Raw genomic sequence first — 18391 nt, 5'->3', positions numbered from 1 at the left:
TATTAATAGATAACTTCACATATAAAATGTCATATATTGCGCGTCATGTACATGAAATGAATGTAAAAGAAACGAAGGACTACATTGCTGTAGATTGTGGTTTACCTGCAGATACATTTAATATCATTACTTTACTAAACAATGATGTAACGGAAGACATTGAGAAATTATATAAAGTGATAAACAACTATAATAAAAAGAAGTTTCCAATGTGTGTTTGGTTTTGGGATAATAGCTATGAACAGGCTATAAAAAACGAATTAATAAAACTTGGCTTAAAAGAAGCAGAACAAAATATTGCGATGGTAGCAGACTTAAAGACAATTCAACCAACAATAAAAATACCAGAAGGTTTTACGATACAAAGAGCATCTTCGTTAGGACAAATTAAAAAGTTTGGGGAAACGTTAGCTAATCTATTTGGTACATCAGAGGAAGGTATACATGTGCAAACATTTTATAATGAAACTGCTTCTTTCGATTTATGGAATAGTGAAAATATGAAACTATATTTAGGGATTTTTAAAGATGAAGTCGTATCTGTTGGTTCATTAGTATGTACAAAAGATAGTATTGGTATTTATGATATAGCAACTAAAGAAGAAATGCGAGGGCAAGGATTTGGCTCCACTATGTTTAATTACTTGCTGCAAGAAGCAAAACAATTGAAAGTTTCTCAATGCGTATTACAAGCTTCACCTGATGGGATTAATATTTATAAAAAGGCTGGTTTTCAATCTGTTGGACAAATGACTTTATTTGAAAATCGACATTTAATTGAATAAATTATTCGATCCAAATTGCTTTCATGTAGGAGTTAATACATCATTATGAAAAAGATATATATCATTACAATCATTTGCACCATTATATTACTAGGTACTTTCGTTTTACATAAAGTAGATGAACGTAAGTACACGAAAGCTATTAATCAAGCAAATCATATAAAAAACATTGCACATAGAGGCGCTTCTGCGTATGCGCCGGAACATACAATAGCAGCGTATAAATTAGGACAACAATTAAAAGGAGATTATATAGAAATTGATCTTCAAATGACAAAAGACGGACATTTAGTAGCTATGCATGATGAAACAGTAAACCGCACTACAAATGGTACGGGTCTAGTTAAGGAACATACATTAGAAGAAATAAAGAAACTTAATGCAGGTTCTTTTTTCAATGAAAAGCATCCAAGTTTAGCAAAGAAAGACTTTGAAGATGCTAAAGTCCCAACACTAGAAGAAATTATTGAAACGTTCGGGAATGGTGCAAACTATTATATTGAAACAAAATCACCAGATGAATACGCTGGTATGGAAGAGAAGCTATTAGAAATTATAAAGCACTACGAAATAAGTGATAACGTTATTATTCAATCATTTAGTGAAGAAAGTCTGCAAAAAATTCATAGTTTAGATGTTACTTTACCGCTAGTACAATTACTACCTTACAAAAAGTCAGTTCAATTAACTGAATTAGAGATAAAAAAGTATAAAACATACTGCATCGGTCTTGGGATGAACTATAAATATATTGATTCCGCTTATGTAAAGAGAATAAAGAAACACGGATTAGAAGTTCATCCATTTACTGTAGATAATGAAAAAGATATGAAAAAGTTACTTTTATGGGGCGTTGATGGGATGTTTACGAATTACCCGGATCGTTTACATTCGTTATTACAATCTTAAACTATAATGGTGTAATTATCACTGAACCAATAAAACAAGTACCCACAAGTATACAAAGATGGTTTTTGGTCCAAATGGTAACATCATTGAATGCATAAAGCCGATATTGAAATGAAATTTGAAAAAGAATCCAATACTGTTATTGGATTCTTCTTATTTAGCGCTAAGTGACTAACTTAAAGCAATACGATCTTGAATTTATAAATAAAATATTACATTGAGTATGATTTTTCATAATAATCATCAGAAAGTAACGAAAATGTAATGAAGTTTAACTACGCTTTTTATATTTTTTTGATACACTGGCTACGAGAGGAATACCGATTAATGTAGGTGAAAACCAAAACCATATAGGCGGCAATAAATTAATTAAGGGAATATGAATACCGACATTTACTAAAAGTGCAGTAACAGCACCGATATAAGAGCCTAACATACCTCTAATATGGTGGTGAAGCCAATTCTTCCAACGTTTTTTTCGTGCGAGGTATCCATAAATCGCAAATGAATAAGAGAAAATTGCTACATAAAATAAATATGCGATTTTATCCCAGTTTATAATGGATAATATAATGGCAGTAACGGTGATAACGACATAGGATGCGTGATATATTTCACCCCATTCCGTATGTTTACCTTTCTTCTTTTGAGCAACCATCGCTATTATCCCAGTTATTAAACATATCGTTCCAAATAATATGTGGATGGTTAAAAGAATGTTGAAAATGCTCATCATAATTCCTCCCTTTTTATTTTTATAGTATTGCAGCATAGGAGAAAAGTTGAAACATATTGTTTATTCACTTTAATATATTGAAGTAAAGGTACTTCAAGAACAAGTTTAAACGGACAAATTTTTCTTGAGTTTAGTGAGACACGTATTACGTGAAATGAAGGAGAGACTTCCATGTTTACATCTATTACATATTTACAATCGGGCAATGACAAGCAACAAAAAATATATGATGTTTTGAATAGCCTAAACATAATGGAGGATTTAGCTTTATATAATCCCGTTCTTTGCGGGACAATCCCGATAAGAATTGATACTCCTCAATCTGACTTAGATATTGTAATGGAAGTATATAACTTTGATGTTTTTGAGCAAGAAATGAGATCTTTATATGGTTCTTATAGAGGGTTCAACATAAAAAAGAAAAAAATGAAAGGTACTGAATCGATAAAGGTGAATTTTGAATTCGAAGGTTTTGAATTTGAATTATTTGCTCAACCTAAGCCAGTGCGTAATCAAAATGCATATAGACATATGATAGTGGAGCACATGTTATTAATGCAGCATCCTCATATAAGGGAAGAAGTTATTCACTTAAAGGAACAAGGTTTAAAAACAGAACCTGCTTTTGCTCAAGTATTAAATATTGACGGAGATCCTTATGAAGAACTTATTTTATTAGGGCAGGAAATGAAATTGTGGTAAATAAAATACGTAAAAAAATCCTCCAAAAACAAAAGAGGATTTTTTTATGCCGTTAACTTCCGAATTAATTCACTGAGCAATTTAATTCCGTTAGTCATTTGTTCTGGAGAAGCATATCCATATGATAAACGAATGTACTGATCTGATTCTTCTTCATAAATACGTCCCGGGTTTAAAAGAATTCCTTTTGATAGTGCCTCTGAAAATAGTTTTTTCATCGGAATGTTATGTACAACCTTTAGCCATATAAAAACTCCACCACTAGGAATATCCCACGATGCAATATCTGCACAATATTTATTTAAAGCTCGTATCATTATTTGTCTTCGTTTTTTCAGGTGCATTCTTACGTTTGCTACATGTTCTTCATAAAAACCTTCATTTATCCATTCAGCAGCTACTCTTTGAGATAAAGAGCTTGATCCATAGTCTGTTTGCATTTTTATATCTGACAATCTATCAATAACAGGTTCTGGTCCAATTATCCATCCAATTCTAAGTCCAGGGCTAAGTGTTTTAGAGAGACTACCAATATATAATACATGTCCATGTTTATCTATTGACTTTAAAGGAGCTGGAGGTGATTCATCAATCCATAACTCTCGGTAAATATCATCCTCGATGATAGGCAACTGCTCTTTTTTACATATTTTTAATATTTCTTTTCTTCGCTCTTTGGACATCAATATCCCCGTTGGATTTTGAAAACAAGGGATTGAATATAAAATATTATTCTTTTGACTATATTTAATTCGTTTTAACAAGTCGTTAGGTAAAATACCGTGATGATCCATTGATATACCGGATAAGTTTATATTTGCTGATTGAAAAACATGAAGTGAATATAAGTAAGAAGGTTGTTCAAGTAAAACAGTTGATTTTCTATGTAAAAGACCAATTGATATTAATTGTAATGCTTGGAGTGCACCCGAGACTATTAATATAGAACCCGGTGATGCATGTATTCCAAATGATTTTACGTATTTGCTTATTGCTTCACGTAACGGATAAAAACCTTTTTGTTCTTCGTATCCGAAATAATCTAATTCCTCACTGACGTTTTTTATTATAGATTGCATAGTTTCGAGCGGAAAAAGATGAGGTGCAAGTTCACCTTTACTAAGATGGATAAGCGTTTTATTTGCTTCTGCTTCATTTATTTCTCGCACCATTAACTTACTTGGTTTATGAATACCGGCCTTTACATATTCACTCCAATCGGGCGGGGGATTAGTTGCTAATAATGACCATGTATTATTTGTTACAATTGTTCCTGCTCCGATTTGTCCTTGAATTAAACCATCTGCCATAAGTTCATCTAGCGCAGTTATTACAGTACTTCGATTTACATGAAATAATTTTGCTAACTGCCGCTGACTAGGGATTTTACTTCCAATTGGCCATTCTCCGTTTTCAATTTTTTCTTTCATATAGTCTATTATCTGCCGATATTTGGGCACTTTTTTATCGGTTGTCATATAAAAAACTCCTTCGTTAATTTAAAAGATTCAAAGTGGTTGGTTTTTCCGATAAATAACTGGTTGAAGACATTGTATCAACTATTAAATATGATGAAAAGAAATAATTGGTAATTTAAAAATGGTTGGTTTATTAAGGAGGGAGAGAAAACATGCATAATAAAAAATGGGATTTACGCATTATATGTGCTCATGCTTTTACAATTCTTATATGGGGAACTGCTTTTCCAGCAATTCGTCTGGGGCTTGAATCTTATACGCCTGAACACCTTACTTTACTACGCTTATTAATCGCCTCATTTATACTTTTGTTATTTTCATTTATATACAAACTACGATTACCGGATTTAAAGGATATCCCAGCAATTTTTATATTTGGTGCTTTAGGGTTTACTATTTATCACATCGCATTAAATTACGGCGAAAAAACAGTCAATGCTGGATCTGCAAGTTTAATAATTTCAGTCACTCCAATAGTGACGGCAATTTTTGCTTCTGTTTTTTTGAATGAAAAAATGAAATTAAATGGCTGGATCGGTGGTGTAATGAGTTTTGCAGGAATTGCCTTAATTTCATTTAGCCAAGGCGACGCTATTCAATTAAATAGCGGGGGATTATTTATATTATTAGCGGCGATTTCAGAAAGTCTATTTTTCGTTTTCCAAACATCTTACTTAAAAAAATACGGTTTCTTACCATTTACCATATATACAATTTTTTCTAGTACTGTATGTATGCTTATTTTCTTACCCGGAGTTTATCAAGAAATATTAGCAGCTCCTCTTGAAGTTAACTTGAGTGTTATATATTTAGGTGTCTTTCCAACAGTACTCCCGTATATTGCATTGGCCTATATTATATCTCGTGCTGGTGCTTCTGAAGCAACAAGTTCTCTATATTTAACGCCAATAACTGCGTGTTTCATTGCTTGGATATGGTTAGGAGAAGTGCCAACTTTAGTTTCAATAATTGGCGGCGGAATTACTATACTTGGAATTGTGATTGCTCATATACCAGTATTAAGAAAAGAAAAACATAGGAATTTAGTAAATAATCAATCCGTATAATGTAATTCAATAATGATTTTATGATACTTTTTTATATAGTTTCTTTCTTATGTTGATAAATATAATATTTTGTATTTCAGTTAAATATTGTATGTTACATTTTATGTAGTAAGCATTTTAAAAGGAGCTGACAACATAATGAATGGAAAAAGAAAAATTTTCACATGTATTTCTATTGTAGGAATCGGACTAGCTAGTTTTTCTAATTCTAGTTTCGCAGCAAGTGTAACGGACAATTCAGTACAAAATTCTATTCCCGTAGTTAATCAACAAGTAGCTGCTGCAAAGGAAATGAAACCATTTCCGCAGCAAGTTAATTATGCAGGTGTTATAAAACCGAATCATGTTACACAGGAAAGTTTAAATGCTTCTGTAAGAAGTTACTACGATAATTGGAAAAAGAAATATTTGAAAAATGATTTATCTTCTTTACCTGGTGGTTATTACGTAAAAGGAGAGATTACAGGTGATGCAGATGGGTTTAAGCCACTTGGAACTTCAGAAGGTCAAGGGTATGGGATGATAATTACAGTATTAATGGCTGGTTATGATTCGAATGCTCAAAAAATCTATGACGGTTTATTTAAAACAGCAAGAACTTTTAAAAGTTCTCAAAATCCTAATTTAATGGGATGGGTTGTCGCAGATAGTAAAAAAGCACAAGGTCATTTTGATTCTGCTACTGATGGAGATTTAGATATTGCGTATTCTCTTCTTCTTGCTCATAAGCAGTGGGGATCTAATGGAACAGTTAATTATTTGAAAGAAGCACAAGACATGATTACAAAAGGTATTAAAGCTAGTAATGTTACAAATAATAACCGACTAAATTTAGGAGATTGGGATTCTAAAAGTTCACTTGATACGAGACCATCTGATTGGATGATGTCACACCTTAGAGCATTTTATGAATTTACAGGTGATAAAACTTGGCTTACTGTTATTAATAATTTGTACGATGTTTATACGCAATTTAGTAATACATACTCTCCAAATACAGGACTTATTTCAGATTTCGTTGTAAAAAACCCACCACAACCCGCACCTAAAGACTTCTTAGATGAGTCAGAATATACAAATGCATATTATTACAATGCTAGTCGGGTACCATTGAGAATTGTAATGGACTATGCGATGTACGGCGAGAAAAGAAGTAAAGTCATTTCTGATAAAGTTTCTTCGTGGATTCAAAATAAAACGAATGGAAATCCTTCTAAAATTGTGGATGGTTATCAATTAAATGGATCTAATATTGGTAGTTATTCAACTGCTGTATTTGTTTCACCGTTTATTGCTGCAAGTATAACAAGTAGCAATAATCAAAAGTGGGTAAATAGCGGTTGGGATTGGATGAAGAATAAGAGAGAAAGTTATTTTAGTGATAGTTATAATTTATTAACTATGTTATTTATTACAGGAAATTGGTGGAAACCTGTACCTGATGATACAAAAATACAAAATCAAATAAATGATGCAATTTATGAAGGATACGATAATTAATTAAATTTGAGAATGGTTACTCAAAAAAGGAATTAGCATACGCTAGTTCCTTTTTAATATTTTGTAAAACATTATCCATTCTAAAATTTGCATAGATATACTTGCTTTTTTCATATACATAGTTACTAATGACTCAATTTTTTCGTGAGAGGAGCGTATTTCTTGGAAAAAGTATTATTTTTCGGAGACCCAGGTATTGATGACTCATTTGCCATTATGTATGGCTTACTGCATCCCGAAATTGAAATTGTCGGTATTGTAACTGGATACGGAAATGTTGAGCATATACATGCTGCACATAATGCAGCGTATATTTTGCAGTTAGCAAATAGACAAGACATTCCTGTCATTAGTGGTGCAACAAAACCACTTACAGAAGAAATTACTACGTACTATCCTGAAATTCACGGAGCAGAAGGATTAGGGCCTATCCATGTTCCAGAAAATGTATTATCTATTCCAATATATAATTTCGGCAGTATTGCTGCGATTCTTATAAAGTACGGAAAAGATTTGACAATTGTTGATGTAGGAAGATCTACCTCGTTAGCAATTGCTTTTAATTTATGGAATGATTTAATGCTAAATGTAAAAGGAATCTATTTCATGGGTGGTGTTTTTTTAGAAGTAGGAAACGTTACGCCGTTAGCAGAGGCAAATGTGTATGGAGATCCTATAGCAAGTAAAATTGTTTTCCATCAAGCAAAGAATTTATTAATATTCCCTTTAAATGTAACAAACAAAGCTGTGTTAACACCAAATGTGTTTGACTATATTCAAGCTAATTCAAAGAATCCATTCCATACGATAATGAAACCAATGTATGATTACTATTTTTCTGCATACCAAAAACTTAATCCATCTATCGAAGGGCCATTGCTTCATGATGTGGTTGCTATAAGTGGATTAGTTAACCAAAGTTTTTTTGAATTTGCGCATCGTACAGTGAATGTAGATACATACGGAGATACGAAAGGACAAACATTTGCTGATTTTCGCCCTAACTCTAAATCTGAAGGAGCCCGTATAGCTTTAGAAATAGATGCAGAAAAATTCATTCAAGATTTTATAAAAATTATGTTATAAGTCGTTGTCGAAAAAGGGAATTATTTCGCTACGTTGAATATAAACATACATCCTCTATATAAGGGAGCTTACAATATTGAATATCCAGTTAAAGGTTGTTACGAGAAAAAATTGGGAAGAAGCATTAAAACTACAAGTTAAAGAAAATCAGTTGAAATTTGTTCCATCCGTAGCAGTTTCGCTTGCTAAAGTATATATAAAACCAGATGGTGACAATGTAGAGTACATACCACTCGCTATATACGATGGTGACCTTATGGTTGGTTTTGTTATGCATGCTGTTGTAAGAGAGACATCAGATATGTATTGGATTAACGGATTTATTATTGATCAATCGCAGCAAGGTAATGGTTATGGAAAAGCAGCATTACAAGAAAGTATTAATATAATAAAAAATACTTTTAAATCGTGTAAAGAAATTAGATTAACAGTACATAAAGATAATATCTCTGCAAAGAAACTATATGAACGATATGGTTTCATATCATTAGGACAGGAGTATGATGGTGAGCAAGTATATCGTTTATTTGTTTAACTATTATGAAGTAAAGGTGTGAAATGAAATATGCAATTTACTGAAGTGAAAATTGAAGTGTTCATTCCTGAAGAATATATTGAAACATTAAGGGATGAATTAAATAAAATTGGAGCATGTAAAACGGGTGAATATGACCATTGTCTTTCCTATAGTTCAGTGAAAGGATATTGGAGATCTTTAGACGAGGCATCTCCTTTTAATGGAGAAATTGGTCGAATATGCGAAGGGCAAGAATGTAAAGTTGAAATAAAGTGTAAACGAGAACTTGTAAAAGATGCTCTTGAAGTTATTAATGATATGCATCCGTATGAAACACCTATGATTTATATTATACCAATACTAAATGACTATTTTGAGCAACTATACATTGAATAACTAGGAGGGATTTCAATTGAAAAGTAAATTCCATCATATTGTACGAGCAGTCATGATAAAAGATGGGAAATTATTAGTTGCTGAATATATCGGCCATCATTATTTTTTACCTGGTGGCCATGTTGAAATTGGAGAATCATCAGAGAATGCATTAATAAGAGAGCTAAGGGAAGAACTTGGAGTAAACTGTAGTATACAACAATTTTTAGGAGTCATAGAAAATCAATGGCAAGATAAAGAAGTGCTTCATCATGAAATTAACCACATTTTTGAAGTAGAGTCACAAGATTTACATACGGACTTAACACCGAAATCTAGCGAGTCTCATTTAGCATTTCACTGGATAGATTATAATAAAGAAGCCTTAAATCATTATGAAATCATGCCAATGCCATTAGTGAAGGAATTACTAGAAAGAAAGTTAAGTGATGAACTACTAAATTGTTGGATTAGTAATTTTTAAATCACTTTATTTATAGTAAATACGTCCATCGCAAGGATATAAAGAAAATAGGCTAAAAAACAAGGTACATCACCCAGTGTAAGTTCATATTTTGTTGATGTACGCATTTAGTCTATAGTCTTGTTTCTATTTTGTTTACAAAAATATATAAACTTTAACGTTTGGGCGAAATTTATATTTATAAATGGAGGGGTTCGTAATGAATCAGTTTCAACATGAATTACAAACATTAAACCTTAATGATTATCAAACTGGTAATGTTGTGTATTGGGATCAACAACAAAGTCAATATCCATATTATTACATCCAAGGCGATGCACGTCGTTGTGGCGGATGCGGAGGTTGTGGCGGACGCTGTGGCGGTTGCGGCGGCGGCAGATGTGGTGGTTGCGTAGGTTGTGCCGGATGTTTTGGTTGCTTTAATTGCTGGAACTGGTGGATTATTTAAATATAGTACATCATTAATATTTTATATGAAAGAAAGGTGTAAATACTGTTTATACTTTTCTTTCATGCTGTAATTTTGATGTGTATTAAGGGGGATTTATTTGTATACATATGATAAGTTGATTTCTTGGGTAGAGAATATAAAAGAAAAAAATCATAGTTCTGCTACAGCAATTTGTATTATAAAAAATAATAAAGTCGTATTAGAGCATTATAGCGGTTATCACTCAAATACATCGACTAATAAAAAAGTAACCGCATCTTCGCAGTTCAACGTTGCTTCTGCTAGAAAAAGTTATTTAGGATTAATGATAGCGTATGCGCTTTACGAGGGGAAAATAAACTCTATTGATGATGAAGCGATAAAATATTTTAAAGACTTTAATCCTGCATTGCTTGGTAAAACAACGATAAGACATTTAGTAACACATTCGCACGGATTAGAAGAAATGAATGACGGGACAATTTTTCGTGAATTTGAACCGGGACAAGCATGGGCATATAGAGATATTAATGTAAGAATGATGACACGTCTTATTTATCAGCTATATAACAAAAGTTTTCCTGAATTGTTAAAGGAGCGTGTTTTTAAGCCTGCTAATTTTCAAGAAACAGGTTGGAGAGTTCAGCGAGATGAAAATTTAGTTGACGTTGTTAATAATCCAAATGAAGACGCGACTAGTGAAATTGGTACGGTAGATGACGGTACTGAAAAAAATCTGTTTGTCTCAGCTAGAGAATTTGCTTATTGGGGCAATCTTCATTTAAATCAAGGTGTGATAAACGGTAAGCAAATTGTTCCAAAAGAAGTTATAAAAATCGCTACGAGTTTGCAGAGTCCAACATATGTAAATAAAGAGCTACCACAAAATGGATTGTTTTGGTTCGTTCAAAATGAACCTGCACAATTAAGCGAACTTGGTGAACGTGTTCCAAAAGGGTCATATCAAATATTAGGGATTACTGGACCGACTATTTTAGTAATACCTGAATATAATGTAGTTGTTGCAAAAATGTATAACAAAAGATATAACTACGGCGGTGATAATTACTTATATTATTTACGTGAATTTAGTAATTTAGTCGCTGATACATTTAGTAACGGTAATAGGGCATAATTACTCCTATAACAAAAAGGAGTGATTGTAAGTGAAAGATAAAGTGAACAAAAATAAAAAACAAAATATAAAAGATGTAAATACAGAGCAAAATGCAATTTATAGCGATCCTAAAGATGCAGCTAATATGCAAACTGTACCGCAGCCGAAGGATTTTGATGAAATCGAATATTAATTTTTCATCCGACTATATGATGAATGAAAAATACGTCTTAAGTCTCATCACATATAAGAAATTATTTGATAACATATATACATAAGCATTCGAAAATGGCTTATCTTAACAAAGCTTTCTTTAGAAACATCTGATATAACCTGCAAAAGACACTTCTTTATGAAGTGTCTTTTTGTGTATATGAACTTAATTACCATTTTCCGTACAGTATCTTGCAATTTACGATGGATATACTAACTGTGAAAATCTATGTCAAGATAAAAGAAGGGGACAGTTAGTATGAAACAAACTTCTATAAATCCGTTACTAATTGTTCTAGGTACAATCATTGTTCAAATTGGCCTTGGAACAATTTATACATGGAGTTTATTTAATCAACCCCTTGTAAGTAAGTTTGGATGGAATCTTAATTCAGTAGCGATAACTTTCTCTATAACAAGTTTTTCTTTATCATTCTCAACTTTATTTGCAGCAAAATTGCAGAAAAAATTAGGACTTCGGAAACTTATTGCTACTGCAGGAATTGTTTTAGGACTCGGCTTAATACTTAGTTCACAAGTTTCTTCCTTACCACTATTATATTTATTAGCTGGTGTTGTTGTTGGTTATGCGGATGGAACAGCTTATATTACATCACTATCTAATTTAATTAAATGGTTTCCAAATCGGAAAGGGCTTATTTCAGGTATATCTGTATCAGCGTATGGAATGGGCAGCTTAATCTTTAGATATATAAACGGAAATCTTATCGATAACCTTGGTGTATCACAAGCATTCTTATATTGGGGTATTATCGTGTTACTTTTAGTGTTAATCGGATCGTTCTTCTTACGTGAGGCAATTGTAAGTAATGCTGTAACTGAAACATTGCACAATGACTATACTCCGCGTGAAATGATGCGAACGAAACAAGTATATCTGCTATTTTTTATGTTATTCACCTCGTGTATGGGTGGTTTGTATTTAATCAGTATGGTAAAAGATATCGGTGTACAACTCGTTGGCCTTAGCGCAGCAACCGCTGCAAACGCCGTTGCTATGATTGCAATTTTTAATACAGTAGGTAGAATTATTCTTGGGACGTTATCAGATAAAATCGGCCGAATGAAAATTGTCTCTGCAACGTTTATTATTATAGGATTGTCAGTCTTTACTTTAAGTTTTATTCCGCTAAATTACGGAATCTATTTTGCTTGTGTAGCAAGTGTCGCCTTTTGCTTCGGCGGTAATATAACTATATTCCCAGCTATTGTCGGAGATTTCTTTGGATTAAAAAACCATAGTACAAATTACGGGATTGTCTACCAAGGTTTCGGATTTGGTGCGCTTGCAGGATCATTTATTGGAGCGATACTCGGGGGATTTCAACCAACTTTCATTATAATCGGTGTTTTAAGTGTTATTTCCTTCATTATTTCAATATTAATCCGCCCACCAAATGTAGAAAAGAAAAAGGAACTAAAACATTTACATCGGAAAGTAGCTTAATTTTAAAAAGAGTCCTCATGTTAGGGCTCTTTTTTATTCCATTAACTTTGCTTCTTTACGAACTTATTAAAGACAGGACAATTTCATTATAAAATTGAATAGATAAGTAAAAAGGAGCGTGACACTTAAAATGAAAATAGTACAGCAGTGGGTACAAGAAGATAGTGATTACATAAGAGAGAAAGTAATTGAATACAATCAAAAATATCTTGCAGATGAAGAAAAAACACCTTCAGAAAAGGTTAGTTTCATAGTAAGAAATGAAAAAGAAGAAATAGTAGGTGGGGTAACGGCAATAACTTTTTGGCACCATGTACACGTTGACTTTCTATGGGTTTCTGAAGAATATAGGCATGAAGGTTACGGAAGCAAGTTAATAAAGCTTATTGAAGAATTTGCAATTGAAAAAGGGTGTAGGTTAATTAATTTAGATACTTTTAGTTTCCAAGCACCTGATTTTTATAAGAAACATGGATATAAAGTAATTGGAGTAAGTGAAGATCATCCGAAAGGACATAATCATTATTATTTAGAAAAACGGTTAAAAAGTATATAGAATTTGTTAACGTTAGTATTTGAAATACAAATGCAATAAGGGCGAGGTTATTATTAATTTCAGTATTAATTGAATCAATTTTTATACTAAAACTGCAAGAACGTACTTTGGATAATCTTCCTAAGGTACGTTCTTTTTTTATATCAGTAGCCTATTCTTATTAACTCCAACAATAGCGGTAAAGGCAAGACTTAACTAACTTATATATATTAAAAGGAGTTAATGGTAGAATGAATAGGAGACAGAAAATTCCTTTTATTTAAAATAGAGGAGGTACATATGAAAAAAGTTAATGTTACATACGCGATTTTGTACGATAAAACTAATGAAAAGATCTTAATGGTAAAAAACAAAGGGGAAAATGGTTCTTATTATACATTACCAGGTGGCGCAGTTAAACTAGGAGAAACATTAGAAGAAGCAGTAATTCGAGAAGTAAAAGAAGAAACAGGGTTACATATAAACGTAAACGGGATTTGTTCTATCAGTGAAGCCTTTTTCGAGGAAAGAGATCATCATGCAATTTTCTTTAATTTTCTAGGCGAAATAATCGGCGGGGAGACATATATATCAAGGCCAAAAGAAATCGAAGAGATTACTTGGATGGAATTACATATAGCAGCACCGTATTTACGCATACCAGAACATTTACTATATTTATTACAAAAGAAAGAAACAATACCTTATTTTTTTAACGGAACAATCGTTCATCAATCTTCATAAAAATATTATCTCATGTAAGGCGGGGGAAACATGGAGTTTATCGTTAATCACAAACAATTCACTCAAGCACTTTCAGAAGTCAACAAAGCAATATCAACAAAATCTTTAATTCCTATATTATCTGGTATAAAAATAACTGCAGATCAATCTGGAATTACTTTAATTGCAAGTAACTCAAATATTTTTATTGAAAAATTCATTCCTGTTTCAATTGAAGACGAAAAGATTGCAACTATTTTAAAGGTAGGAACTATTGTTGTACCTGCAAAGTATTTCATTGAAATAATAAAGAAAATGCCAAGTGATATCGCAATAAAAAGTAAGAATGAGCAAACTATTAAGATACAATCAGAAGAAATCACATTAAGTTTAAATGGATTTCCTGCAGATGAGTTTCCGAATGTACCGCTTATAGACAATCATGCAGAAATCAAGGTAGAGACAGAGCAATTGATTGAAGTATTTAAACAAACCGTCTTTGCGGTAGCAAAAAATGAATCTAGACCTGTTCTTACTGGGGTGCATATAGAGTTAGCTAATAATAAGTTAATTTGTGCTGCAACTGACTCACATAGACTAGCGATACGCGAAACATTACTTTCCTCAGATGTAAAAGCAAATTGTATTGTACCAAGCGCAACCATTAGTGAACTTCTAAAATTAATGAACAGCAATTCGGAATTCGTATATATCTACCTTTCAGAGAGTCATATTATATTTACGCTCGGAACAACTACATTATATTCAAGACTAATTGAAGGGAAATATCCTAATATTTCTAACCTTATTCCAAATGATTTTAAAACGATTATTAACGTAGATAGAAAAAAGATATTACAAGGTGTAGACCGATCAAGTTTATTAGCAAGTGAATGGGCTAATAACAATGTTAACTTAGAAATCATAAACGAATCCACAATTAAAATTTCTTCAAACGCTTCTCAAATTGGGAAAATATCTGAAACGCAACAAATAGATGCGATTCAAGGTGAAAAACAATTAAATATATCTTTCGATGGGCGTTTTATGGTTGATGCTTTAAGAGCAATAAAAGAAGAAACGATTACTTTAAGTTTTGGAGGTTCTATGCGACCGATATTGATTGAAGCAGGAGAGCAATCTGCAGCAGTACATCTTATATCGCCAGTAAGAGCTTATTAAGGATAGAGGAAGGGATTAATAGACAAAGCAGCAATGGTAATCTGAAATACAAAGCAAAATAATAATAACCTGAATATAAAAGCCATAGATTAATCGATATGGGGTGAGTACGATGAAGAAAATAATTGTTTTACTCATTGGTATAGTTTTAATTATTTTTGCTTTTTATCAATACAACAAAAAAGACTATGCAGCTAAAAGTACTAACTTGTATGTAGAAAACTTTAAAGGGGAAAATGATTCAATAAAAATACAATCTGCTATTAATAAAGCAGAGTCTAGTAAAATTAAAACTGTATTGCTTGATGATAAAAAGTATAAAATCACGTCACCAATCATTGTTAAAAAAGGTGTGAAATTATTATTTGGTTACGGATCCCAATTTGTAGTTGAGGGAAACTTTAGAGTTTTAGAACTAGAGAAAAACGCATCCATTGAAGGAGCGTATATAGCTATTGACTATCCTAAATTTAACTCTGAAGTTATTTATTTAGACGGTAAAAATAAATATTATAACACTTGGAACAAAACACAAATAAAAGATATAAATATTATCAATTGGACGGAAACGAATAAAGGCACCGGAATTTCTTTATACTCTGCTGGAAAAGAAAATGAAATTTCGTTTGTTAACTTCGAAAATATTAAAGTTGTAGGAATGGAAACTGGACTGAAGTTAGTAGCGAAAAAACCGAGCACCGGACAAGCTTGGATAAATGCCAATCGTTTTATGAACTTTTCTTTAGAAGACTGTGTAAATATGATTTATATGGATAGTCAAGTAACTACGCCAAATGAAATTAGTGGGAATCAATTTACAAACCTTCAAATACAGCCTTCAAATAAAACAAAAAGCATTATACAGGTAAGTGGTCAACATAATGAATTTCATGGGATGGTGTGGGATTTAAATAAAATAAAACATGAAAACGAACTCATTGAACTGACTGATAAGAGTATGAATACAGTGGTTGAAATGTCCAGTGTACCAGCAAATAGAGTATTAGATAGTGGGAGATCCAATATAGTGAAATAAGTTTAAATACAGAAAAAAGAGCGAATTCTTTATAAGAGGATTCGCTCTTTTTATATTTTAAAATTAAATTTCCTTCCACCAAGCGGATAAAGGATAGTCTGTAGATTTTAACGTAATAGATTCGCCAATTTGTGGCGTTGTAATTTTAACTCCTAAACGGTTAGCTTCTTTCGTAACACGTTCTATCGGGTCACTCCATTCGTGTAATGCTAACGTAAAAGCACCCCAATGAATCGGAAGAAGTAATTCTCCTTTAACATCAATATGAGCTTGTACCGTTTCTTCAGGCAACATATGAATAGCAGACCACCTCGGATCATATTGCCCGCATTCCATTAATGTAAGATCGAATGGACCGTATTTATCACCAATTTCCTTAAAGTGAGGGGCATAACCGCTATCACCACTAAAGAAAATTTTAGTCTCTTGACCAAGAATAAGCCATGAACACCATAATGAACGATCTCTATCTGTCATACCACGTCCAGAGAAATGCCTTGCAGGCGCACATACTAACTTAATATTATCAAACGTAATTTCGTCCCACCAATTATGCTCACTAATTTTACTAGGTGAAACACCCCATTTAATAAGATATTGTGCAACTCCAGTTGGAACATAAAAGTGTTTTGCGCGATTTTTTAACTGCATAATACTTTTGTAATTCAAATGATCATAGTGATTATGAGAAATGATAATCGCATCAATTTCTTGAAGGTCATCACGTTCTAAAGAAAAAGCACCACTATAACGCTTACTATTAAACAAGGGAAATGGGGAAGAGGCATCTCCAAACATCGGGTCTAATAACAGTTTTTTACCTTCTATTTTCAAAAGAGAAGCAGAATGGCCAAACCATGTAACACTCTCTAACGCTTCATTATCTTTATTTGATAAAACAACAGGCAAATCCTTTATAGGACGCAGCTTTGATTTTATTTTAAAGTAATCCGTCATTAAACTTATAATATCTTTCGGTTTAAAACTCATATCAGTATGAATTTGATTTGTATATTTCTTATTCATTCGTTCTCCTTTTTACGATTAACAATTTACGTATGTTGTTATTGTAGCTATTTGTAGTTTAAACTATATTATTTTACCTTTCATCTAAAATGCCTTGTATTTCATAAATCCGTCAAATTCATTATTTGTATCTATAAAGTACAAATCGCATAGCAGCAGCTAAGACAAATATTAAGTACATGTAAATTGTTTTTATTTAGTAAATTCCTTCTTATACGCAACAAAGAACGTATGTTTCATTGTATGTTATAGAAGAAAATATGTCTCTAATAAAAGAAAGGAAGGAGAGGATGTAAGTGCACATAGAGCGAAAAAAGAAATCAAAATGTAAACTATCAAAATCTGAGATAACGCAGCTATATGCGGAGGGGAAAAGCACCTCAGAGATTGCTACACTTGCTAATGTGTCTGCAAGGTATATTCGTATGGTTTTATCAGACAGCAACGTCCCAAGGCGCGCTATAGGGAGTTGGAAGAGAAAGTATGACATAAACGAAAATTATTTTAAAACTTGGTCAAATAATATGGCTTATATTTTAGGATTTATAGCAGCTGACGGCGTTATACAAAAAGAAAATCAATGCGTCAGTATATCACAAAAAGAAAGTTATATTTTAGAAGATATAAAAAAAGAATTAAACACCAACCAGCCACTTTATCAAAACAAAAAAACAGACGTATATATGCTAAACATTAATAGCAAAACAATAAAAGACGACCTTATGAACATACATGGAATCAAGCCATGTAAATCATTTAACATCGAATTTCCTTTTGTACCAGAAGAATATTTGCATCACTTTGTTCGTGGGTATTTTGATGGGGATGGTCATGTTAATTCTCATAAATACTTTGTTAGCTTTGTTGGAGGATCATATAATTTTATGAATTCTTTTAAAGATATCCTTGAGAATAATAAATTCCAATTAAGTTTTGTTGACAAAGAAAAACAATATCGTATTTACCTAAGTGGTAAAAATAATGTTAATAAATTTTCACAGTGGATTTATAAAAATAAAGGT

At 32.2% G+C, this 18391-nt stretch carries 21 protein-coding genes; 18 read left to right on the top strand and 3 right to left on the bottom strand.

What is annotated here, in order from left to right; genetic code table 11:
- Both ACQGSG_RS19055 and ACQGSG_RS19050 read left to right on the top strand, forming a co-directional pair.
- On the top strand, window positions 1–785 hold a 785-nt coding region (locus ACQGSG_RS19055; protein WP_426947820.1), incomplete at its 5' end, for a GNAT family N-acetyltransferase.
- 45 nt (window positions 786–830) lie between these two features.
- A complete protein-coding gene (locus ACQGSG_RS19050) occupies window positions 831–1694 on the top strand; it encodes a glycerophosphodiester phosphodiesterase (protein WP_000725522.1) in 864 nt (287 codons plus the stop codon).
- A 271-nt stretch (window positions 1695–1965) separates the two neighbouring features.
- Here the strand turns inward: ACQGSG_RS19050 and ACQGSG_RS19045 are convergent, their stop codons facing one another.
- On the bottom strand, window positions 1966–2427 hold the full coding sequence (locus tag ACQGSG_RS19045; RefSeq protein ID WP_325843099.1) for a DUF2306 domain-containing protein: 462 nt from the start codon (window positions 2425–2427) through the stop codon (window positions 1966–1968).
- 174 nt (window positions 2428–2601) lie between these two features.
- On the opposite strand from ACQGSG_RS19045, the gene ACQGSG_RS19040 reads away from it, so the two are divergent.
- Entirely contained in the window at window positions 2602–3132 is a 531-nt protein-coding gene (locus tag ACQGSG_RS19040) for a DUF4269 domain-containing protein (RefSeq protein ID WP_000495169.1), read from the top strand.
- 44 nt (window positions 3133–3176) lie between these two features.
- Here ACQGSG_RS19040 and ACQGSG_RS19035 read toward each other — a convergent pair whose 3' ends face one another.
- Window positions 3177–4610, bottom strand: coding sequence for a PLP-dependent aminotransferase family protein (locus tag ACQGSG_RS19035; RefSeq protein ID WP_000205600.1), 1434 nt, complete (start codon window positions 4608–4610; stop codon window positions 3177–3179).
- 152 nt (window positions 4611–4762) lie between these two features.
- On the opposite strand from ACQGSG_RS19035, the gene ACQGSG_RS19030 reads away from it, so the two are divergent.
- From ACQGSG_RS19030 to ACQGSG_RS18965, 14 genes are all read left to right on the top strand, one after another.
- Window positions 4763–5677 (top strand): DMT family transporter, encoded by a 915-nt coding sequence (locus ACQGSG_RS19030; RefSeq protein WP_000551609.1) that lies wholly within the window; start codon window positions 4763–4765, stop codon window positions 5675–5677.
- Window positions 5678–5815: 138 nt separating this feature from the next.
- Complete coding sequence (locus ACQGSG_RS19025) at window positions 5816–7177, top strand: glycosyl hydrolase family 8 (protein ID WP_053513066.1); 1362 nt, start codon at window positions 5816–5818, stop codon at window positions 7175–7177.
- 162 nt (window positions 7178–7339) lie between these two features.
- Entirely contained in the window at window positions 7340–8263 is a 924-nt protein-coding gene (locus ACQGSG_RS19020) for a nucleoside hydrolase (RefSeq protein WP_000416779.1), read from the top strand.
- A 76-nt stretch (window positions 8264–8339) separates the two neighbouring features.
- Window positions 8340–8798: a GNAT family N-acetyltransferase gene (locus tag ACQGSG_RS19015; RefSeq protein ID WP_065703968.1), complete on the top strand. Its 459-nt coding sequence runs from the start codon at window positions 8340–8342 to the stop codon at window positions 8796–8798.
- A 30-nt stretch (window positions 8799–8828) separates the two neighbouring features.
- Complete coding sequence (gene cutA / locus ACQGSG_RS19010; protein ID WP_325843098.1) at window positions 8829–9176, top strand: divalent cation tolerance protein CutA; 348 nt, start codon at window positions 8829–8831, stop codon at window positions 9174–9176.
- A gap of 16 nt (window positions 9177–9192) precedes the next feature.
- Window positions 9193–9639, top strand: a complete 447-nt coding sequence (locus ACQGSG_RS19005; protein WP_098283932.1) for an NUDIX domain-containing protein — start codon at window positions 9193–9195, stop codon at window positions 9637–9639.
- A gap of 199 nt (window positions 9640–9838) precedes the next feature.
- On the top strand, window positions 9839–10087 hold the full coding sequence (locus tag ACQGSG_RS19000; protein ID WP_001071345.1) for a heterocycloanthracin/sonorensin family bacteriocin: 249 nt from the start codon (window positions 9839–9841) through the stop codon (window positions 10085–10087).
- 100 nt (window positions 10088–10187) lie between these two features.
- Entirely contained in the window at window positions 10188–11204 is a 1017-nt protein-coding gene (locus tag ACQGSG_RS18995; protein ID WP_000288900.1) for a serine hydrolase domain-containing protein, read from the top strand.
- 31 nt (window positions 11205–11235) lie between these two features.
- Window positions 11236–11379 carry a hypothetical protein gene (locus tag ACQGSG_RS18990; protein WP_000653680.1) on the top strand — a complete coding sequence of 48 codons (144 nt, stop codon included), beginning with the start codon at window positions 11236–11238 and terminating at the stop codon, window positions 11377–11379.
- A gap of 279 nt (window positions 11380–11658) precedes the next feature.
- Window positions 11659–12867 (top strand): L-lactate MFS transporter, encoded by a 1209-nt coding sequence (locus tag ACQGSG_RS18985; RefSeq protein WP_000815136.1) that lies wholly within the window; start codon window positions 11659–11661, stop codon window positions 12865–12867.
- Window positions 12868–12997: 130 nt separating this feature from the next.
- Window positions 12998–13423, top strand: a complete 426-nt coding sequence (locus tag ACQGSG_RS18980; RefSeq protein ID WP_000706906.1) for a GNAT family N-acetyltransferase — start codon at window positions 12998–13000, stop codon at window positions 13421–13423.
- A 279-nt stretch (window positions 13424–13702) separates the two neighbouring features.
- Complete coding sequence (locus ACQGSG_RS18975; RefSeq protein WP_097998134.1) at window positions 13703–14146, top strand: NUDIX hydrolase; 444 nt, start codon at window positions 13703–13705, stop codon at window positions 14144–14146.
- A gap of 30 nt (window positions 14147–14176) precedes the next feature.
- A complete protein-coding gene (gene dnaN, locus ACQGSG_RS18970) occupies window positions 14177–15307 on the top strand; it encodes a DNA polymerase III subunit beta (RefSeq protein ID WP_000394481.1) in 1131 nt (376 codons plus the stop codon).
- 112 nt (window positions 15308–15419) lie between these two features.
- Entirely contained in the window at window positions 15420–16343 is a 924-nt protein-coding gene (locus ACQGSG_RS18965) for a hypothetical protein (protein ID WP_426947816.1), read from the top strand.
- A 63-nt stretch (window positions 16344–16406) separates the two neighbouring features.
- On the opposite strand, the gene ACQGSG_RS18960 is transcribed toward ACQGSG_RS18965, so the two are convergent.
- Complete coding sequence (locus ACQGSG_RS18960; protein WP_001037071.1) at window positions 16407–17369, bottom strand: MBL fold metallo-hydrolase; 963 nt, start codon at window positions 17367–17369, stop codon at window positions 16407–16409.
- A 296-nt stretch (window positions 17370–17665) separates the two neighbouring features.
- Between ACQGSG_RS18960 and ACQGSG_RS18955 the strand changes: the two genes are divergently transcribed.
- Window positions 17666–18391 (top strand): LAGLIDADG family homing endonuclease (locus ACQGSG_RS18955; RefSeq protein ID WP_426947814.1); only part of this gene is annotated, 726 nt, incomplete at its 3' end.

The organism is Bacillus sp. GMa5/1 (genome assembly GCF_050172015.1).
GTDB classification, from domain to species: domain Bacteria; phylum Bacillota; class Bacilli; order Bacillales; family Bacillaceae_G; genus Bacillus_A; species Bacillus_A cereus.
The sequence above is the reverse complement of the archived record's forward strand: the minus strand, read 5'-3'. Positions and strand labels throughout refer to the sequence as shown.

Excerpts from the sequence above, each read along its gene's own strand:
- ACQGSG_RS19025 (WP_053513066.1), top strand. The coding sequence starts at position 5,816 with ATGAATGGAAAAAGAAAAATTTTCACATGTATTTCTATTGTAGGAATC.
- ACQGSG_RS19030 (WP_000551609.1), top strand. The coding sequence starts at position 4,763 with ATGCATAATAAAAAATGGGATTTACGCATTATATGTGCTCATGCTTTT.
- ACQGSG_RS18985 (WP_000815136.1), top strand. The coding sequence starts at position 11,659 with ATGAAACAAACTTCTATAAATCCGTTACTAATTGTTCTAGGTACAATC.
- dnaN (WP_000394481.1), top strand. The coding sequence starts at position 14,177 with ATGGAGTTTATCGTTAATCACAAACAATTCACTCAAGCACTTTCAGAA.
- ACQGSG_RS19000 (WP_001071345.1), top strand. The coding sequence starts at position 9,839 with ATGAATCAGTTTCAACATGAATTACAAACATTAAACCTTAATGATTAT.
- ACQGSG_RS18980 (WP_000706906.1), top strand. The coding sequence starts at position 12,998 with ATGAAAATAGTACAGCAGTGGGTACAAGAAGATAGTGATTACATAAGA.
- ACQGSG_RS19050 (WP_000725522.1), top strand. The coding sequence starts at position 831 with ATGAAAAAGATATATATCATTACAATCATTTGCACCATTATATTACTA.
- cutA (WP_325843098.1), top strand. The coding sequence starts at position 8,829 with ATGCAATTTACTGAAGTGAAAATTGAAGTGTTCATTCCTGAAGAATAT.
- ACQGSG_RS18960 (WP_001037071.1), bottom strand. The coding sequence starts at position 17,369 with ATGAATAAGAAATATACAAATCAAATTCATACTGATATGAGTTTTAAA.
- ACQGSG_RS19045 (WP_325843099.1), bottom strand. The coding sequence starts at position 2,427 with ATGAGCATTTTCAACATTCTTTTAACCATCCACATATTATTTGGAACG.
- ACQGSG_RS19035 (WP_000205600.1), bottom strand. The coding sequence starts at position 4,610 with ATGACAACCGATAAAAAAGTGCCCAAATATCGGCAGATAATAGACTAT.
- ACQGSG_RS18975 (WP_097998134.1), top strand. The coding sequence starts at position 13,703 with ATGAAAAAAGTTAATGTTACATACGCGATTTTGTACGATAAAACTAAT.
- ACQGSG_RS18965 (WP_426947816.1), top strand. The coding sequence starts at position 15,420 with ATGAAGAAAATAATTGTTTTACTCATTGGTATAGTTTTAATTATTTTT.
- ACQGSG_RS19040 (WP_000495169.1), top strand. The coding sequence starts at position 2,602 with ATGTTTACATCTATTACATATTTACAATCGGGCAATGACAAGCAACAA.